This is a genomic window from Pectobacterium sp. IFB5596 (assembly GCF_021432585.1).
Lineage (GTDB): Bacteria > Pseudomonadota > Gammaproteobacteria > Enterobacterales > Enterobacteriaceae > Pectobacterium > Pectobacterium punjabense.
The window spans coordinates 277,576-292,481 of record NZ_LXFY01000029.1 but is presented as its reverse complement, the minus strand read 5'-3'; the positions used below and the strand labels follow the sequence as shown (position 1 = coordinate 292,481).

12 protein-coding genes are annotated in these 14,906 nt (G+C 54.3%); 9 read left to right on the top strand and 3 right to left on the bottom strand.

Annotated elements, in window-relative coordinates:
* Positions 1-469: 469 nt before the first annotated feature.
* The 7 genes from A6301_RS17535 to rhlE all read left to right on the top strand — a co-directional run bounded on the left by A6301_RS17535 (position 470) and on the right by rhlE (position 9,082).
* On the top strand, positions 470-2,593 hold the full coding sequence (locus A6301_RS17535; protein ID WP_234258365.1) for a TonB-dependent receptor: 2,124 nt from the start codon (positions 470-472) through the stop codon (positions 2,591-2,593).
* Positions 2,583-3,593, top strand: coding sequence for an ABC transporter substrate-binding protein (locus A6301_RS17530; RefSeq protein ID WP_255764688.1), 1,011 nt, complete (start codon positions 2,583-2,585; stop codon positions 3,591-3,593). The genes A6301_RS17535 and A6301_RS17530 overlap by 11 nt, the downstream gene beginning before the upstream one ends.
* A 10-nt stretch (positions 3,594-3,603) precedes the next feature.
* Positions 3,604-4,593, top strand: a complete 990-nt coding sequence (locus A6301_RS17525; RefSeq protein WP_234258364.1) for an iron ABC transporter permease — start codon at positions 3,604-3,606, stop codon at positions 4,591-4,593.
* The gene (locus A6301_RS17520; protein ID WP_234258363.1) at positions 4,586-5,617 is read left to right on the top strand and encodes an iron chelate uptake ABC transporter family permease subunit; all 1,032 of its coding nucleotides are present in this window, start codon (positions 4,586-4,588) and stop codon (positions 5,615-5,617) included. Before A6301_RS17525 ends, A6301_RS17520 begins: the two co-directional genes overlap by 8 nt.
* A 12-nt stretch (positions 5,618-5,629) precedes the next feature.
* Positions 5,630-6,481, top strand: a complete 852-nt coding sequence (locus A6301_RS17515; protein ID WP_107167985.1) for an ABC transporter ATP-binding protein — start codon at positions 5,630-5,632, stop codon at positions 6,479-6,481.
* Positions 6,471-7,283: an IucA/IucC family C-terminal-domain containing protein gene (locus tag A6301_RS17510; RefSeq protein ID WP_234258362.1), complete on the top strand. Its 813-nt coding sequence runs from the start codon at positions 6,471-6,473 to the stop codon at positions 7,281-7,283. The genes A6301_RS17515 and A6301_RS17510 overlap by 11 nt, the downstream gene beginning before the upstream one ends.
* Before the next feature lie 362 nt (positions 7,284-7,645).
* Complete coding sequence (gene rhlE, locus A6301_RS17505) at positions 7,646-9,082, top strand: ATP-dependent RNA helicase RhlE (protein ID WP_107167925.1); 1,437 nt, start codon at positions 7,646-7,648, stop codon at positions 9,080-9,082.
* A 30-nt stretch (positions 9,083-9,112) separates the two neighbouring features.
* Here the strand turns inward: rhlE and A6301_RS17500 are convergent, their stop codons facing one another.
* The gene (locus A6301_RS17500) at positions 9,113-10,021 is read right to left on the bottom strand and encodes a DMT family transporter (RefSeq protein ID WP_107167926.1); all 909 of its coding nucleotides are present in this window, start codon (positions 10,019-10,021) and stop codon (positions 9,113-9,115) included.
* Positions 10,022-10,136: 115 nt separating this feature from the next.
* Here A6301_RS17500 and A6301_RS17495 point away from each other — a divergent pair, with 115 nt between their 5' ends.
* The gene (locus tag A6301_RS17495; protein ID WP_234258361.1) at positions 10,137-11,009 is read left to right on the top strand and encodes a helix-turn-helix domain-containing protein; all 873 of its coding nucleotides are present in this window, start codon (positions 10,137-10,139) and stop codon (positions 11,007-11,009) included.
* Between the two features lie 86 nt (positions 11,010-11,095).
* On the opposite strand, the gene pepT is transcribed toward A6301_RS17495, so the two are convergent.
* The gene (gene pepT, locus A6301_RS17490; RefSeq protein WP_234258360.1) at positions 11,096-12,325 is read right to left on the bottom strand and encodes a peptidase T; all 1,230 of its coding nucleotides are present in this window, start codon (positions 12,323-12,325) and stop codon (positions 11,096-11,098) included.
* A gap of 140 nt (positions 12,326-12,465) precedes the next feature.
* Here pepT and A6301_RS17485 point away from each other — a divergent pair, with 140 nt between their 5' ends.
* On the top strand, positions 12,466-14,061 hold the full coding sequence (locus A6301_RS17485; RefSeq protein WP_234258359.1) for an ABC transporter substrate-binding protein: 1,596 nt from the start codon (positions 12,466-12,468) through the stop codon (positions 14,059-14,061).
* Between the two features lie 50 nt (positions 14,062-14,111).
* On the opposite strand, the gene A6301_RS17480 is transcribed toward A6301_RS17485, so the two are convergent.
* Positions 14,112-14,783, bottom strand: a complete 672-nt coding sequence (locus tag A6301_RS17480; protein WP_039287249.1) for an epoxyqueuosine reductase QueH — start codon at positions 14,781-14,783, stop codon at positions 14,112-14,114.
* Positions 14,784-14,906 lie beyond the last annotated feature (123 nt).

Sequence of the window (14,906 nt, the reverse complement as noted above, 5' to 3'; positions counted from 1 at the left end):
CGCAGGCCGTTCAGAGAACGAGTCGTCTCTTATTTCTGTAAGTTCTTAATCATATGACGGGTTACAGAGGTTTATGGCGATTTATAGCGATCTGCCTCACAAAAATACATGTCCCCTAATCGATGGTGCCCACGTATTACCGTTCATATCCGATATAACACCGTGTTTTTGTTAATGAATTGAAAGTTAACTGTAGCTATTGTAATTAATCTGATTGAATGATAATAATTGTTATTAGCAATTACATTTTTTATTGGTCCTGACATAAGGGTTTGGCTGTCTTGAGGTTATGCCCCAGGGGATACCTCCGGCGTTCACTGTCAGAACCGATAGCAATCCGCCAAAGTGTTTCGCGTAAGGCGAAGCATTTTGGCATTTTTTTGTCTGTGCTGCGGTGAGTGGTCTGCCACAGGCGATGGCTTTTATTGACGGTTGGATACTTAACCAAAGGGGAAGGACAGTGAACCAGATGCGCACTTTACTCGCATTGATGCCATGCGTGCTGATTGCTCCGACGTATGCACAGGATGACACGACGAAAAAGGGTGAGGCGAATGGCGATGAGATGGTGATAACCGCCTCGCGCTCGAATATCCAGCAGCAGAAAGCGCCGCAGGTAGTCACCGTCATTACTAAGGAGCAAATCGAGCAGCAGATGCAGGTCACCTCTGACTCGTCGCAAATTCTGAGCAATCTGTTGCCTTCGTTTTCCCCCAGCCGTCAGAAGATGAGTGGCAGCGGTGAAACTTTCCGCGGTCGTGCCGCTTTGGTGATGATTGACGGTATCCCTCAATCCAATCCTTTGCGCCCCACCGGACGTGAGATGCATACCGTCGACTACTCGATGGTTGAACGTATTGAAGTGATTCATGGTGCCAATGCGACTAACGGGATGGGGGCAACGGGTGGGGTGATCAATATCATCACCCGTCGACCGGAAAATGGTTCGTTTAATCAGCACGTCAACGTACAGACTACGATCCCGACAGAGAAGATTCGCGGTGAAACCGCCAGCTATAAAACCACCTATCGGGTTGATGGGCGTGAAGACTATCTCGATTACCTGTTCTCGATTGGCTATGAGAATCAGGGGCTGTATCTGGACGGCAACAATCGTCCCGTCGGCGTCGATAATACGCAGGGCGATACCATGGACTCCCGCGCTTACGATCTGCTAGCGAAAGTTGGCTACTGGCTGGATGACTATCAGCGTATTCAACTAAGCGTGAACCGCTATAACATCAAAGGCGAAAATAACTACCTGAGCGTGGATGGCGTGCGCAGGCTTGGCATTCCTACCACGTCGGTACGCGGCACGCCGCAGGGTGAAGCGCCGAATAACAGTATCTGGACGACGGGCTTAACCTATGAACACCACGATCTGGCAGGAATGAAGCTGTCCGCATTGATGTTTAATCAGCGCTATGAGGCGCTGTTTGGTGCAACCCTGTCGGAAACCTTTCAGGATACCTCCATTGCACCTCTAAATACGCTATACGATCAGTCCCGTTCGGTTGCCAATAAGTACGGTACCAAGCTGGCGCTGACGAAAGACGACTTGCTGGATGACACGCTAAAAGTCACGGTGGGTTTCGATACGCTGTACGATAAGGGTAAACAGGATCTCTACCTGACCAAACGTACCTATGTGCCGGAGATGGAATACACCAACTATTCGCCGTTTATTCAGGCCGAATATCAACTGCTGGATAACGTCACGCTGCACGCGGGCGTACGCCACGAAATCGCGAAGCTCCAGGTCGGTGACTATCGAACGCTGGCCTCTAGTACGGTCTCCCAAGCAAATAATAGCGTAAGCGTCGAAGGCGGCAGCCCGAAATTTAATGAGACGCTGTATAACGCCGGTATCGTTTATGCGGTAACGGATTCGCTGAGCCTGTTTGCCAACTACTCAGAAGGATTTGGTATGCCGGACGTGGGTCGTGCGCTGCGTGCAATTGATCAACCCGGCATTAGCCTGAAAAATTTCGATGGCTTTAAGCCGATTGTCACGGATAACGTAGAGACGGGATTTCGGTTCAAGAAAGATCGTTTCGATTTCGAAGCTAGCTACTATGAGTCCCAGTCTAAACTGGGTGAGCGCGTCAGACAGCAGGGAGATTTCTTTGTGTCCGATCGTCAGCGTACTCAGATCCGTGGTGTAGAAGTCAGTGCAGGCTACCAGATTAACGACCAGCATAAGATTAACGCTTCTTACGCCCACAGCGAAGGGAGGTATGACAGTAACGGCGATGGCAAAGTGGATAAAAAATTCAACGGCCTGAATATCGCACCGGATCGTCTCATCACCAGTTGGTCGGCAAACTGGAATGACCAATGGAGCTCATTCGTGCAGGCGAATTATGCCTTTGGCCGCAGTTTTGACGATGCAGGTATGGCCTTTGATGGCTACCTGCTAATGGATGCGGCGGTGGGTTACAAGTTGCCATATGGCCGCGTCAATGTCGCAGTGGCGAACCTGCTGGATAAGCAGTACATCACCTACTATTCGCAAGCGGCGCTCAATAACAACACGCGCTATTTCTCTGGACGTGGACGGACGGTAACGCTGGGTTATTCGATTGATTTCTAAGATTACCTTGCTTAGGTCTGTCCAAAGATCGGCAACACGGCCGCGTTTTACGCTGGCCGTGTTGTTGTCTTTTCTGCTGGTGGCGTTGGCGCAGGCGGCAGAACCGCCGCGTCAGATTCGGCATGCGTTGGGTGTGACCACCGTGGCTGGGACGCCACTGCGTATCGTGACGCTGTTTCAGGGCGCGACCGACTCCGCTGTCGCGCTGGGAGTCAAACCGATTGGCGTGGTGGAGTCGTGGACGGAGAAGCCGATTTACCGCTACTTGCGCCCCGCCTTGCAGGGTGTGACGCTGGTCGGGTTGGAAACGCAGCCCAGTCTGGAAACCATCGCGTTACTCAAGCCCGATCTCATCGTAGCGTCTACGTTTCGGCATGAAAAAATCTACGGTCTGCTGTCGCAGATCGCACCAACGATTGCGCTGGATAGGGTGTCGGAATTTAAGGATACGATCCAGATGATGGGCATCGCGCTAAACAGGGAAGATAAGGCGAACGAAATTTTATCCCACTGGGATCGGCGTGTGGATTCGCTGCGCGATCGGTTGAAAGCCCGATTCGGCGCGCGCTGGCCGCTCAGCGTGTCCATTCTCGAATTCCGTGAAGATCACATGCGCACTTATCTGTCCGCCAGCTTTGCCGGGTCGGTACTGGCGGAAATCGGCTTTGTCTGGTCGCGACCGGAAAGTTACACGTCAGGCGTGATGCAAAAACTCACCAGCAAGGAGAGCATTCCGGTGGTGGATGCCGATCTGTTCTTTGTTTTGCTCCGTTCAGACAAGCCAGCAGTGGCGCAGAACTATCGCGATTGGCAGACTCATCCGCTCTGGCAGCGGCTTCGTGCGCCTCAGAACCAGCAGGTCTATCCGGTGGATAATGTAGCCTGGAGCCTGTCTGGCGGTATTGTGGGGGCGAATCATATGCTGGACGATATTGAACGACAGTTTGCCGATCCTGCGGGTAAAAAAAGCAATATTGCAAGGGAGAGCACTACACGATGAGTACTACACGATGAGACAGAGCATCGTGACGGCAGTAGGTATCACATTGCTCCTGTTAAGTATCGTAGCCAGCCTGATGTTGGGGCAGACCACGATTTCGTTTGGTGCGGTGTTCAACGCGCTATTCCATTACGATCCGCAGCAGATCGATCAGATACTGGTGTTGACGACACGTCTGTCGCGGACGGTAATTGCTATCGTTGTCGGTGCCAGTCTTGCCGTTGCCGGAGCCTTAATGCAGGCGCTGACGCGTAACCCGCTGGCTTCGCCGGGGATATTCGGCATTAACGCGGGGGCTATGTTTGCCATCGTGCTGCTGTCTTCGCTGTTGACCTTTTCCTCACAGACCGCACTGGCCTGGACGGCCTATTTGGGTGCCGCTGTTGCGGGCGTCATGGTGTATGTGCTGGGAACGCTGGGTAATGCTCGCTCAAGCCATTTACGTATTGTGCTGGCTGGTGCCGCGATTAGCGCGCTGTTTATCTCGTTTACGCAGGCGTTGCTGGTGATCAATCAGGACGGGTTGGACAGCATGCTGTTCTGGCTGGTCGGTTCGGTGTCTGGCCGCAGTCTGTCGATGCTGTTGCCGCTGCTGCCGTATTTTGTCATGGCGCTATTCCTTACGCTGCTGTTAGCGCGTCACCTGAATATTCTGGTGGCGGGCGACGAGATCGCCAAAGGGTTGGGACAGCGAACCACTCTGGTCCGTGCGTTATCCGGGCTGTGTGTGATCGGGTTGGCGGGCGGCGCCGTGGCGATAGCTGGAAATATCGGTTTTATTGGGCTGATTGTGCCGCATATGGTGCGCCGTCTACTGTCTGCCGATCATCGCTGGCTGTTGCCCGGCTGCGCGATTTTTGGTGCCACGTTGTTACTGCTGGCTGATGTCGCTTCGCGTCTGCTGATTGTGCCGCAGGAAGTACCGGTTGGGGCAATGACCGCGCTGCTAGGTGCGCCTTTCTTCATTTATCTGGCGAGAAAGGGGATGCGGCATGGGTAAGGTGTTTACCGTGCGGATGGGGAGCGTTTCACGTCAGATTGATCTACGTACCTCTGTGGTGGCGCTCTTGCTCCTGCTGGTGCTGTTAGCCGTCGTGTTCCTCTCGCTGTCGCTGGGGGAAGTGGTGCTGTCGCCTGTGCAGGTGATGTCGGCGCTGCTGGGAAAGGCAGACAGCGGTGTGTATTTTATCGTCAACGACCTGCGTTTACCGCGAGCGCTGTTGGCGCTATTGGTCGGCGGTGCGCTGGCGATATCCGGCTTGATTCTGCAAAGCATTGTGCGTAATCCATTAGCCTCGCCGGATATTCTGGGGATTACCAGCGGTGCATCGGCGGCAGCGGTCTTCTTCCTCTCGTTTCTGGCGACGGCGATAAGCCAGCGTTGGCTCCCGCTGGCGGCGATGGGCGGGGCGTGGATAACGGCGCTCGCGATTTATCTGCTGGCCTGGAAGCAGGGCGCATCGCCGCTGCGGTTGGTGCTGGTTGGCGTTGGGCTGTCTGCCATCATGGGCGCGGCGGTCACGATGATGCTGGTATTTAGCCCGATAGGCACCACGCTGACAGCCTATGTGTGGCTGACGGGCAGTATTTACGGCGCACAGTGGCAGCATGTGTCAGAGCTGACGGGCTGGTTGTTGCTTGGTGCACCGTTTTTAGTGGGGCTGGCGAGACACGTTAACGTGCATGAGTTGGATGATGCGTTGGCCTGCGGTGTTGGCCAGTCTGTTGGGCGTATCCGGCTTGCGCTGTTAACGCTGAGCGTCGCGCTGGCAGGGGCTGCCATTGCCTATGCAGGCGCGATGGCGTTTGTTGGCCTGCTGGCACCGCATATCGCGAAAAAGCTGGCGAGCCGTTCATTTCCCGGCCTGGCGCTGGTGTCAGCGTTGACGGGCGGTTTATTGGTGATGGTGGCCGATTTGATTGGCCGCACCGCGTTCCTGCCGTTGGATCTGCCTGCTGGTATTTTTATCTCTGTGCTCGGAACGCCTTTCTTTATCTATTTATTGCTTCGGCAACGTTACTGAGATTGTAAGATGATGCGAGAGAATGTGCTGCCAACACACGTATATCCAACTCACGGCGAAGCGATTGCCAGCCAGTCGCTGACGCTGAGTTATGAAAAACAGGTTGTGATTGATGCGTTGGATATCGCGCTGCCAGCCCAGAAAATTTCGGTGCTGGTGGGGAGTAACGGCTGCGGTAAGAGCACGTTGTTGAAGTCGTTCGCCCGTCTGCTGAAACCGACAAGTGGGACGATTATTGTCAACGGGGCGGATATCCATCGGCAATCTACCGTTGAGGTGGCGAAGTCACTGGCGATTCTTCCACAAACGCCGACCGCGCCGGAAGGGCTGACGGTGTATCAATTGGTGAAGATGGGGCGTTATCCGCACCAGTCGTGGCTCAAGCAGTGGTCGACAACGGACGAAGAAAAAGTGATTCAGGCGTTGCACAGCACTGGCGTGTTGGCATTAAAGGATCGCGCAGTAGATTCGCTATCCGGCGGGCAGCGCCAGCGTGTATGGATCGCTATGACGCTGGCGCAGGATACCGATATTGTTCTGTTGGATGAGCCGACGACGTATCTCGATCTGGCGCATCAGATGGAGGTGCTGGATTTGCTGCGGGAATTGAACCTTCAGCAGCAGAAAACTATTGTCATGGTGTTACATGATTTGAATCTGGCGTGTCGCTACGCACACCACATGGTAGCCGTGCATAACCGTACGGTGTTTGCACAGGGGAATCCGCGCGATATTCTTACCGAAGCTACGGTAAAAACGGTGTTTAACCTGAACTGTCGCATCATTGACGATCCGTTCTTCGGCACGCCGTTGTGCATTCCGTTTGGGCGCGACGCGGTGGAGACGGCGACTGATGTCGGTTAACCGCCTGACGGCACCGCAGTGGGCGATGCTCTCCGGTACGCTGCAACTCACGGATGCCTCGCTGCGGGTCGGTTCTGACCGTTGCCCAAGCCGTAAGATGCTGGAACCAGACTATTGCCATTGGCTGCTGAACACCCTGACACCACCGTTGCTGTCGCCATCGATCAAGATTACGGCGTCACTGCTGGCGAAGCGGATAGGATTTTTAACCACGGCCGCCAGCCTGTATGCGATGTCGGTGTATAACAAAGGGCTGAACATGACGCTGGATAACAGCGTGCTGGAATTCGGACACAGCCGTCTATGGACATCGACCATGCCACTTTACGATCTCACGGTGTCTCAACCAGAAGCAGGGCGGCGAGAGGCGTGGCGCGATAGCCTGTTCGATACGCTGTTTGCTCAACACCTATCGCCGGTGTTACATACGCTGTCTGCGGTGTCGGGCGCGCCGTTGCGCATCCTGTGGGAAAACGTCGCGGTGCGGGTGTTTTCGTTATACGAACAGCGTATTGAGTGGGACGATCCGGCAGCGGAGTGTTCACCAGGAATGACGTTGGCACAGCAGGTACAACAGGATTTTGACGCTTTGCTGGCTGCGCCCGGCGAACGTTTTGGCTGTGATGATAACCCGCTAAGACCGTTCTTTCGGGCGAAAACGCGAGTGCCTGCGGTGGGGAGTTCGGTGAACTTTCGCAGCGTACGCTTCCGCCGCACCTGCTGTTTTTATTACAAGGCATCGCAGCCGCAGGAATACTGCCAAAATTGCCCATTACTGCGCCCCACCAGAAAAACGGGCTGACACAGGTAAAAATCCTCTCGTAGTTATGCCCTAAATAATTCGAGTTGCATGACAAAACGTTAGCGTTTTGAACAACGCAGAGCGTTGGCCCTTTAGGGCGAGGCCCACGACGGGCCGAGTATTTAAGGTCAGCCAACGCACATGCAGCTTGAAGTATGACGGGGATAGAATCTCTGCTACAATCGTCGGCAGTCATGCACCGTAGTTGTGCTCGTTCACCGTGGTTGTTGCGTATGTCGTTGTTACGTGAAGTGTTACGTGAGTTGTTACGTAAATAGTGGCCCAGCAAACCCGTCTTATTGACCCTCTGAAAACTACACCGGCTACTGTCCGGTCAGAGCGGATCTGGAGTTGTTCTTTTTATGTCATTTGATTCTCTCGGCCTGAGTGCCGATATTCTGCGCGCGATTGAAGAGCAGGGTTATCGCGATCCTACCCCCGTTCAGCGTCAGGCGATTCCTGTCGTGTTGGAAGGGCGCGATTTAATGGCCAGCGCGCAAACGGGTACGGGTAAAACGGCGGGTTTTACGCTGCCACTCTTGCAACTGCTCACCAGCCGCGAAGCGCAGAATAAAGGGAAAGGACGCCGTCCAGTGCGGGCGCTGATCCTCACGCCAACTCGCGAGCTGGCGGCACAGATTGATGAGAACGTGAAGGCGTATAGCAAGTATCTGCGCCTGCGCTCACTGGTCGTATTTGGCGGTGTGAGCATTAACCCGCAGATGATGAAGCTGCGCGGCGGCGTGGATATTCTGGTGGCGACGCCGGGGCGTCTGCTCGATCTGGAACACCAGAACGCCGTTGACCTGTCACAGATTGAAATTCTGGTTCTGGATGAAGCGGATCGGATGCTGGATATGGGCTTCATTCACGATATTCGTCGTGTACTGGCGAAGCTGCCGACCAAACGCCAAAACCTGCTGTTCTCCGCGACTTTCTCGGATGAGATCAAAGCGTTGGCGAACAAACTGCTGACTAATCCCGCCTCGGTTGAAGTCGTGCGTCGTAATACGCCGTCTGAACTGGTTACGCAGCACGTACATTTTGTCGATAAGCGCCGCAAACGTGAACTGTTGTCTCAGTTGATTGGTGAAAATAACTGGCAGCAGGTGCTGGTCTTTACCCGTACCAAACACGGCGCTAACCATCTGGCTGAACTGCTGGAGAAAGACGGTATTACCGCCGCCGCTATCCACGGTAATAAAAGCCAGGGCGCGCGTACGCGTGCGCTGGCAAACTTCAAAGATGGCAGCATCCGCGTGCTGGTCGCGACGGATATCGCCGCACGTGGTTTGGATATCGACCAACTGCCGCACGTGGTGAACTATGAGTTGCCAAACGTGCCGGAAGATTACGTGCACCGTATCGGCCGTACCGGTCGTGCAGAAGCAACGGGAGAAGCGCTGTCGCTGGTGTGCGTAGATGAACACAAACTGCTGCGTGATATCGAGCGTTTGTTGAAGCGTGAGATTCCGCGTATTGCTATCGAAGGCTATGAGCCAGATCCGTCCATCAAGGCAGAACCGATTGTGAATGGCCGCCAGGGTAACCGTGGCGGCGGCGGTGCGCGTAGTTCAGCACCTCGTGCGCAGTCTGGCGCACCGCGCGGTCAGTCCGAGCGCAGCGAACGTAGTCAAGGTCAGGGCGAACGCCGTTCAGCCGAGGGTAATCGCCAACCGCGCAAATCGGGCGGTAATAGCGATAGTCCATGGGGCACTGGCGGAAAAGGCAAGGGGGGCGGTGAAGGCCAGCGCCGCGCACCGCGCCCGCAAAACCGCAGTAAGCCAGCGGATAAGTAACAGCGAAAGGGAGCCATCTGGCTCCCTTTTTTATCGCGTTATTTTTGCCGTAACAGGCTGTGCAGTTGGATTGCGTGGGCGGTAGAACATCACCGCGTTGCCCGCCAGAATCAGCAACAGGCCGATAAGCGCGTTGGGTCGCCACTGGTAGCCTTCAAATAGCGTCGAAATCGACAGCGCCACCAGCGGAAAGAGCAGCGTGGTGTAAGCCGCCTGGCTGGCACCGATGCGGCCGATCAGGCTGAAGTAAGCACCGAAGCCGATGACTGAACCAAAGATAGCCAGATAGAACAGTGACCCCAGATAGCTGGTGCTGTATTCCGGTGCGAAGCTATATCCCTGAATCAGGCTGAACAATCCCATCCAGAGCGCCCCATATCCCATGCCCCAGCCGTTGGTTGTCAGTACGTCGCGACCCTGTCGCTGGTGCTGGGCGCTAATCATATTACCGAGTGAGAAGCAGTAGGTACCCAGAACGCTCAATCCCACGCCCCATAGCAAATAGGGCTGCGCATCGATTTGTGTCAGATCGTGCCAGAATAGCGCGATGATGCCGGTAAGCCCGAGCGGTGTGGCGATCGCCACGTTGCGTGTTAACGGCTGCCCGAAGAAAAGACGGCTGTTAAAGGCGTTAAACAGCACCGCCATCGAGAAAATGATGGATTCCAATCCGCTCGAAATCCAGGCGATGGCGTGGTAAAAACAGAGAAAGTTGACGCCGAATACGCATAGCCCTTGTACCATACACAGCAGGTGGGCACGCGGGGAAAGCGGGCGCAGGCGACGCGTCAGGGTCAGAAATGCCAGTAAGATGGCCGATGCCAGCGCAAAGCGCCAGAAAACGGAGACTTCAGCAGCGACGTTGCCCTGTTGCAGGCTAATGGCGATCCACGTCGTGCCCCAAATCAGGACGACAGAAAAGTAAAGTAGGGTATTCATTGAGTGATTCCGCATGAGTTAATGTTGGCAGTATGGCGAATGCGTTTGTCGCAGGCTTTCAGCCCCTTGCGGTGAATAACAGAATCTTGCGGTTAAATGAAAAACGGAGGCAGCAATGCATCGTTATAAAGCGTTCGATACCATGCTGCATCATAAAACCGAGCTGCGCGGCACCGTCGAACTGACGTCCGGCGTGCGTCTGGCCGCATGGTTTAACCGCCATGACCGCGTTACGATGGAAAACACCGAGCACCATACGCTTAGCCTTTATATCGCCGGTGGCTATGAGAGCTATCACCAAACGGCGGACGGCTGGCATAACGGCGGCGGGCCGGATCGTTTCTGCCTGATGCCGCAACAGAGCGCATCGACCTGGGATATCCGTGGCGACCTCGATTTTGTGCATCTGTATTTTGACGATGCACACCTGCGACAGCTGGCTGAGCAAACCTGGGATCGCAGCCCGGCATCGATCTGCACGGAAGAGCGGATATTTGGTGACGATCCGCTGATTACGTCGCTGTATCGGCAATTTTTGCTCAGCAACCGCTGGGACGATCCGGCAAATCAGCTTGTCCTTAGCAGTGCTGCGACGCTGTTGATGATTCAGGTACTGCGTGGTTACACCCAATTGCAATGGGAACTGCCGATGGTGCGCGGCGGGCTGGCGCCAGCAGTACTGCGGCGCAGCAAGATGCAAATTGACGCGAATCTCGATCAGCCGCTGACGCTACAGGCGCTGGCGGCGGAAGCGGGGCTCAGCGAGTTTCACTTTGCGCGCATGTTTCGCCAGAGTGTGGGAATGGCACCGCATCAGTATGTCCTGAAGCAGCGACTGGTTCGCGCTGAAGCGCTCGTGCGACAGGGTACGCTGCCGATCACGGATATTGCGCTGGCCTGCGGGTTCAGCTCCGCCAGCCACCTCAGTCATCAATTCAAAAAGGAATATGGCCTGACGCCATCGGCGCTGCGTCTGGCGCAGAAATAGACCGGAAAAAAGCAGACGGGCAAAAAATCAGCGAAACGTTGTCGAGGCGGATGTTCATCATCCGCCTCACGCTTTTCTGATCGTTATTATTTCGCCGCCAGCAGGCATAAATTCAATGCCACTTCATACGATTTTACAAACGACGGCACAGGAAGAAACTCAAAACGCGAGTGGAAATTGTGTGCACCGGTGAAGAAATTTGGCGTCAGCAATCCTTTGGCGGACAGTGCCGCGCCGTCTGTGCCGCCACGCATTGGTGTCACTTTGGGTTCAATGCCCAGCGTGTCCAGTGCGGCAAACAGCAGATCGATGGCTCGGCGATCGTCGGTAATCGCATTGCTGATATTGCTGTAGATATCGGTGAGGCTGAATGCCACGCTGCCAGTCGGGTACTGTGCAGCAATCTTCTCGGCGATGGCGGCGATCTGCTGCTTCCGTTGTTCAAACGTCGCTAAATCGAAATCGCGGATAGACGCTTTGAGCTTCGCTTCATTGGCGTTCGCCGTCAGATCGTTAAACCAGACATAGCCCTCGCGTCCTTCCGTATGCTCCGGCGTCTGTTGGCGATCGAACTGGCTGATAAAGTCATGCGCCATCAGCAGCGGGTTGACCAGCACGCCTTTTGCCGACATCGGGTGCGCGGGCACGCCAGTAAAGCGAATTTCCGCTGAGGCTGCATTGAAGTTCTCATACACCACTTCACCCAGTTCGCAGCAGTCGATAGTGTAGGCGAAATCAACATCGAAGCGTTTGAGATCGAGCGCTTTTGCTCCGCGCAGCCCAATTTCCTCATCTGGCACAAAGGCCACCACGATATCGCCGTGTGGGGTAGCGTGGGTCAGGTTCTCCATGAGCGTCATCACTACGGTAACGGCGGCTTTGTTGTCCGCACCGAGTACGCTGGTGCCGTCGCTGAAAATAATGTCCTGCCCGACATACGGTAGAATTTCCGGGTGTTCCGCCGTGCGCAGCCAAATGTCCTGTTCGGCGTTCAGACAGAGGTCTTCACCGGTAAAACGCAGCGTTTGTGGGTGAATATGCGGCGACAGGCCGACGTCAACCGTATCGATATGCGTAATAAAACCGATGCGTGGTGCGGACGGACAGTTACCCGGCTTCACGGCTGTCACAGTGGCGTGCTCATCAATGACGACATCTTGCAAACCCAGTGCTCGTAGCTCGTCCGCCAGCAGACGTGCCATTTCATGCTGTTCCGGGGTGCTGGGTAACGTTGTCGAGCGGGCATCGCTTTGGCTGGTGACGGCGAGATAACGGTAAAAACGGTTGCTGAGTTGATGAGCCAGACTGTCTGTCATAACGAATCCTTTTTGTTCTGCAATACCTATGATGGCTATCCTAACGTAGAAATTATTTCATTTGAGGGTTTTATTTGTCATTTTATCGTCATGATTTTTATAGCGGTGTGGTGGAACATCAATAACAAGCGAGGACTGGGATGAAAAAAGCAGGAATACGATTCACATTGGCTGCGCTGACGCTGGCGGTCGCCTCCGCGGCATCGGCGAATACCCTGGTGTATTGCTCTGAAGGATCGCCGGAAAACTTTAACCCGCAGCTTTATACCTCCGGCACCAGCGTGGATGCCAGCGCTGTGCCGATTTATAACCGTCTGGTGGATTTCAAACGTGGCACCACAGAACTGGTACCAAGTTTAGCAGAACGCTGGGACATCAGTGCTGATGGCCGCGTGTATACCTTCCATTTGCGCAAAGGGGTGACGTTCCAGAGCAATAAATTTTTCAAACCCTCGCGTGATTTTACCGCCGACGACGTCATTTTCTCCTTCATGCGGCAAAAAGACCCGCAGCATCCTTACCACAACGTCTCGAAAGGGACGTATGCCAATTTTGAAAGCTTGTCCTTTAGTTCACTGATTCAGAATATCGAGAAAGTGGATGACCACACGGTGCGTTTCACGCTTTCCCATGCGGAAGCCCCGTTTCTGGCCGATTTAGCCTGGTACTTCGCTTCCATTCTTTCTGCGGAATATGCCGATGCCATGCTCAAAGCCGGCACGCCGGAACGCGTGGATATGGACCCGATTGGCACTGGACCTTTCGAGTTAGCACAGTATCAGAAAGATTCGCGCATTCTGTTTAAGGCATTTCCCGCCTATTGGGAAGGCAAGGCTAAACTGGAACGGTTGATTTTCACTATTACGCCAGACGCCTCCGTGCGTTACGCCAAGCTAGAGAAGAATGAGTGTCAGGTGATGCCGTTCCCTAATCCTGCCGATCTGCCACGCATGAAAGAGAACAAAGATATCGTGTTGATGCAGAAGGCGGGATTGAATACCGGCTTCCTGTCGTTCAATACCCAAAAAGCGCCGACGGATAATGTGAAAGTGCGGCAGGCATTGACGATGGCGATTAACAAACCGGCGATTATTGACGCCGTTTTTCAAGGCACTGGCACCGTAGCGAAAAACCTGCTGCCGCCTGGCGTCTGGAGTGCTGACAGTGAGCTAAAGGATTACGACTACGATCCCGAGAAGGCGAAGGCATTGCTGAAAGAAGCCGGTTTGGCGGAGGGCACCACTATCGAACTGTGGGCGATGCCGGTGCAGCGTCCGTATAACCCGAATGCCCGCCGCATGTCGGAGATGATTCAGGCCGACTGGGCGAAAGTCGGCGTGCAGGCGAAAATTGTCACCTTTGAGTGGGGCGAATATCTGAAGCGGGTGAAAAGTGGTGAGCATCAGGCGGCGTTGATGGGCTGGACAACGGCGACGGGTGACCCTGATAACTTCTTCGGCCCGCTGTTTACCTGTACGGCGGCCAACGGCGGTTCCAACTCGGCAAAGTGGTGTTATGCGCCGTTTGATAAAATCATTATCGAAGCGCGCGCTTCACAGGATCACGAGCAGCGTATTGCCCTGTACAAGCAGGCGCAGCAGATGATGCACGATCAGGCACCGGCCGTCATGATTGCGCATTCCACCATCTTTGAACCCGTACGTAAAGAAGTGACCGGGTACGAGGTCGACCCGTTCGGTAAGCATATTTTCTATCAGGTAGACGTGAAGAAGTAAGACGTAGTGAAAACGGCACGCCGCACGGCGTGCCTGACTCTGGCGTAGCGTTACTCGGTTTCGTCACCGTAATACAGCTTACCGATGCGGATAATATCGCGCCCCTGTGATTTGCGATGTTTATTGGAATCGCGCAGGGAATAAATGCAGCCGCAATACTCCTGTTGATAGAAACGTTCGCGTTTGCTGATTTCGATCATGCGCGACGAGCCGCCGCCTTTGCGCCAGTTGTAATCCCAATAGGTGATGCCGGGATATTTCTGCGCCGCGTTCTGTCCGCATTCGGTAATCTGCTGCATGTTTTTCCAGCGTGAAATCCCCAGCGAACTGGAAATGACGCTAAACCCGTTTTCTGCGGCGTACAGCGCTGTGCGCTCAAAGCGCATATCAAAACACATGGTGCAGCGAATACCGCGTTCCGGTTCCCATTCCATGCCTTTAGCGCGCTCGAACCAGTTATCCGAATCGTAATCTGCATCAATGAAAGGCACGTTATGCTGTTCGGCGAAGCGGATGTTTTCCTCTTTTCGGATCAGATATTCACGCTGCGGGTGGATATTGGGGTTATAAAAGAAAATGGTGTAGTCGATGCCAGAAGCGGTGATGGCTTCCATAACTTCACCAGAGCAGGGCGCACAGCAGGAATGCAGCAGCAGTTTGTCTGCGCTGTTGGGTAGTGAAAGCTGCGGGCGTTTAAATTCTGCGGTTTTGACATTCGACATAAAAAATAGCCACTTCGTTGTGGTCCGTAAGGACGGTGTCGGTACAAATTCGTCACGAATTATTGATGATATGTTCACAAGAGGCAACCTCATGGCCTGCCCAGCGTTATCTTTCCCGTTGCG

Excerpts from the sequence above, each read along its gene's own strand:
- A6301_RS17535 (WP_234258365.1), top strand. The coding sequence starts at position 470 with ATGCGCACTTTACTCGCATTGATGCCATGCGTGCTGATTGCTCCGACG.
- A6301_RS17525 (WP_234258364.1), top strand. The coding sequence starts at position 3,604 with ATGAGACAGAGCATCGTGACGGCAGTAGGTATCACATTGCTCCTGTTA.
- A6301_RS17520 (WP_234258363.1), top strand. The coding sequence starts at position 4,586 with ATGGGTAAGGTGTTTACCGTGCGGATGGGGAGCGTTTCACGTCAGATT.
- A6301_RS17515 (WP_107167985.1), top strand. The coding sequence starts at position 5,630 with ATGCGAGAGAATGTGCTGCCAACACACGTATATCCAACTCACGGCGAA.
- A6301_RS17510 (WP_234258362.1), top strand. The coding sequence starts at position 6,471 with ATGTCGGTTAACCGCCTGACGGCACCGCAGTGGGCGATGCTCTCCGGT.
- rhlE (WP_107167925.1), top strand. The coding sequence starts at position 7,646 with ATGTCATTTGATTCTCTCGGCCTGAGTGCCGATATTCTGCGCGCGATT.
- A6301_RS17500 (WP_107167926.1), bottom strand. The coding sequence starts at position 10,021 with ATGAATACCCTACTTTACTTTTCTGTCGTCCTGATTTGGGGCACGACG.
- A6301_RS17495 (WP_234258361.1), top strand. The coding sequence starts at position 10,137 with ATGCATCGTTATAAAGCGTTCGATACCATGCTGCATCATAAAACCGAG.
- pepT (WP_234258360.1), bottom strand. The coding sequence starts at position 12,325 with ATGACAGACAGTCTGGCTCATCAACTCAGCAACCGTTTTTACCGTTAT.
- A6301_RS17485 (WP_234258359.1), top strand. The coding sequence starts at position 12,466 with ATGAAAAAAGCAGGAATACGATTCACATTGGCTGCGCTGACGCTGGCG.
- A6301_RS17480 (WP_039287249.1), bottom strand. The coding sequence starts at position 14,783 with ATGTCGAATGTCAAAACCGCAGAATTTAAACGCCCGCAGCTTTCACTA.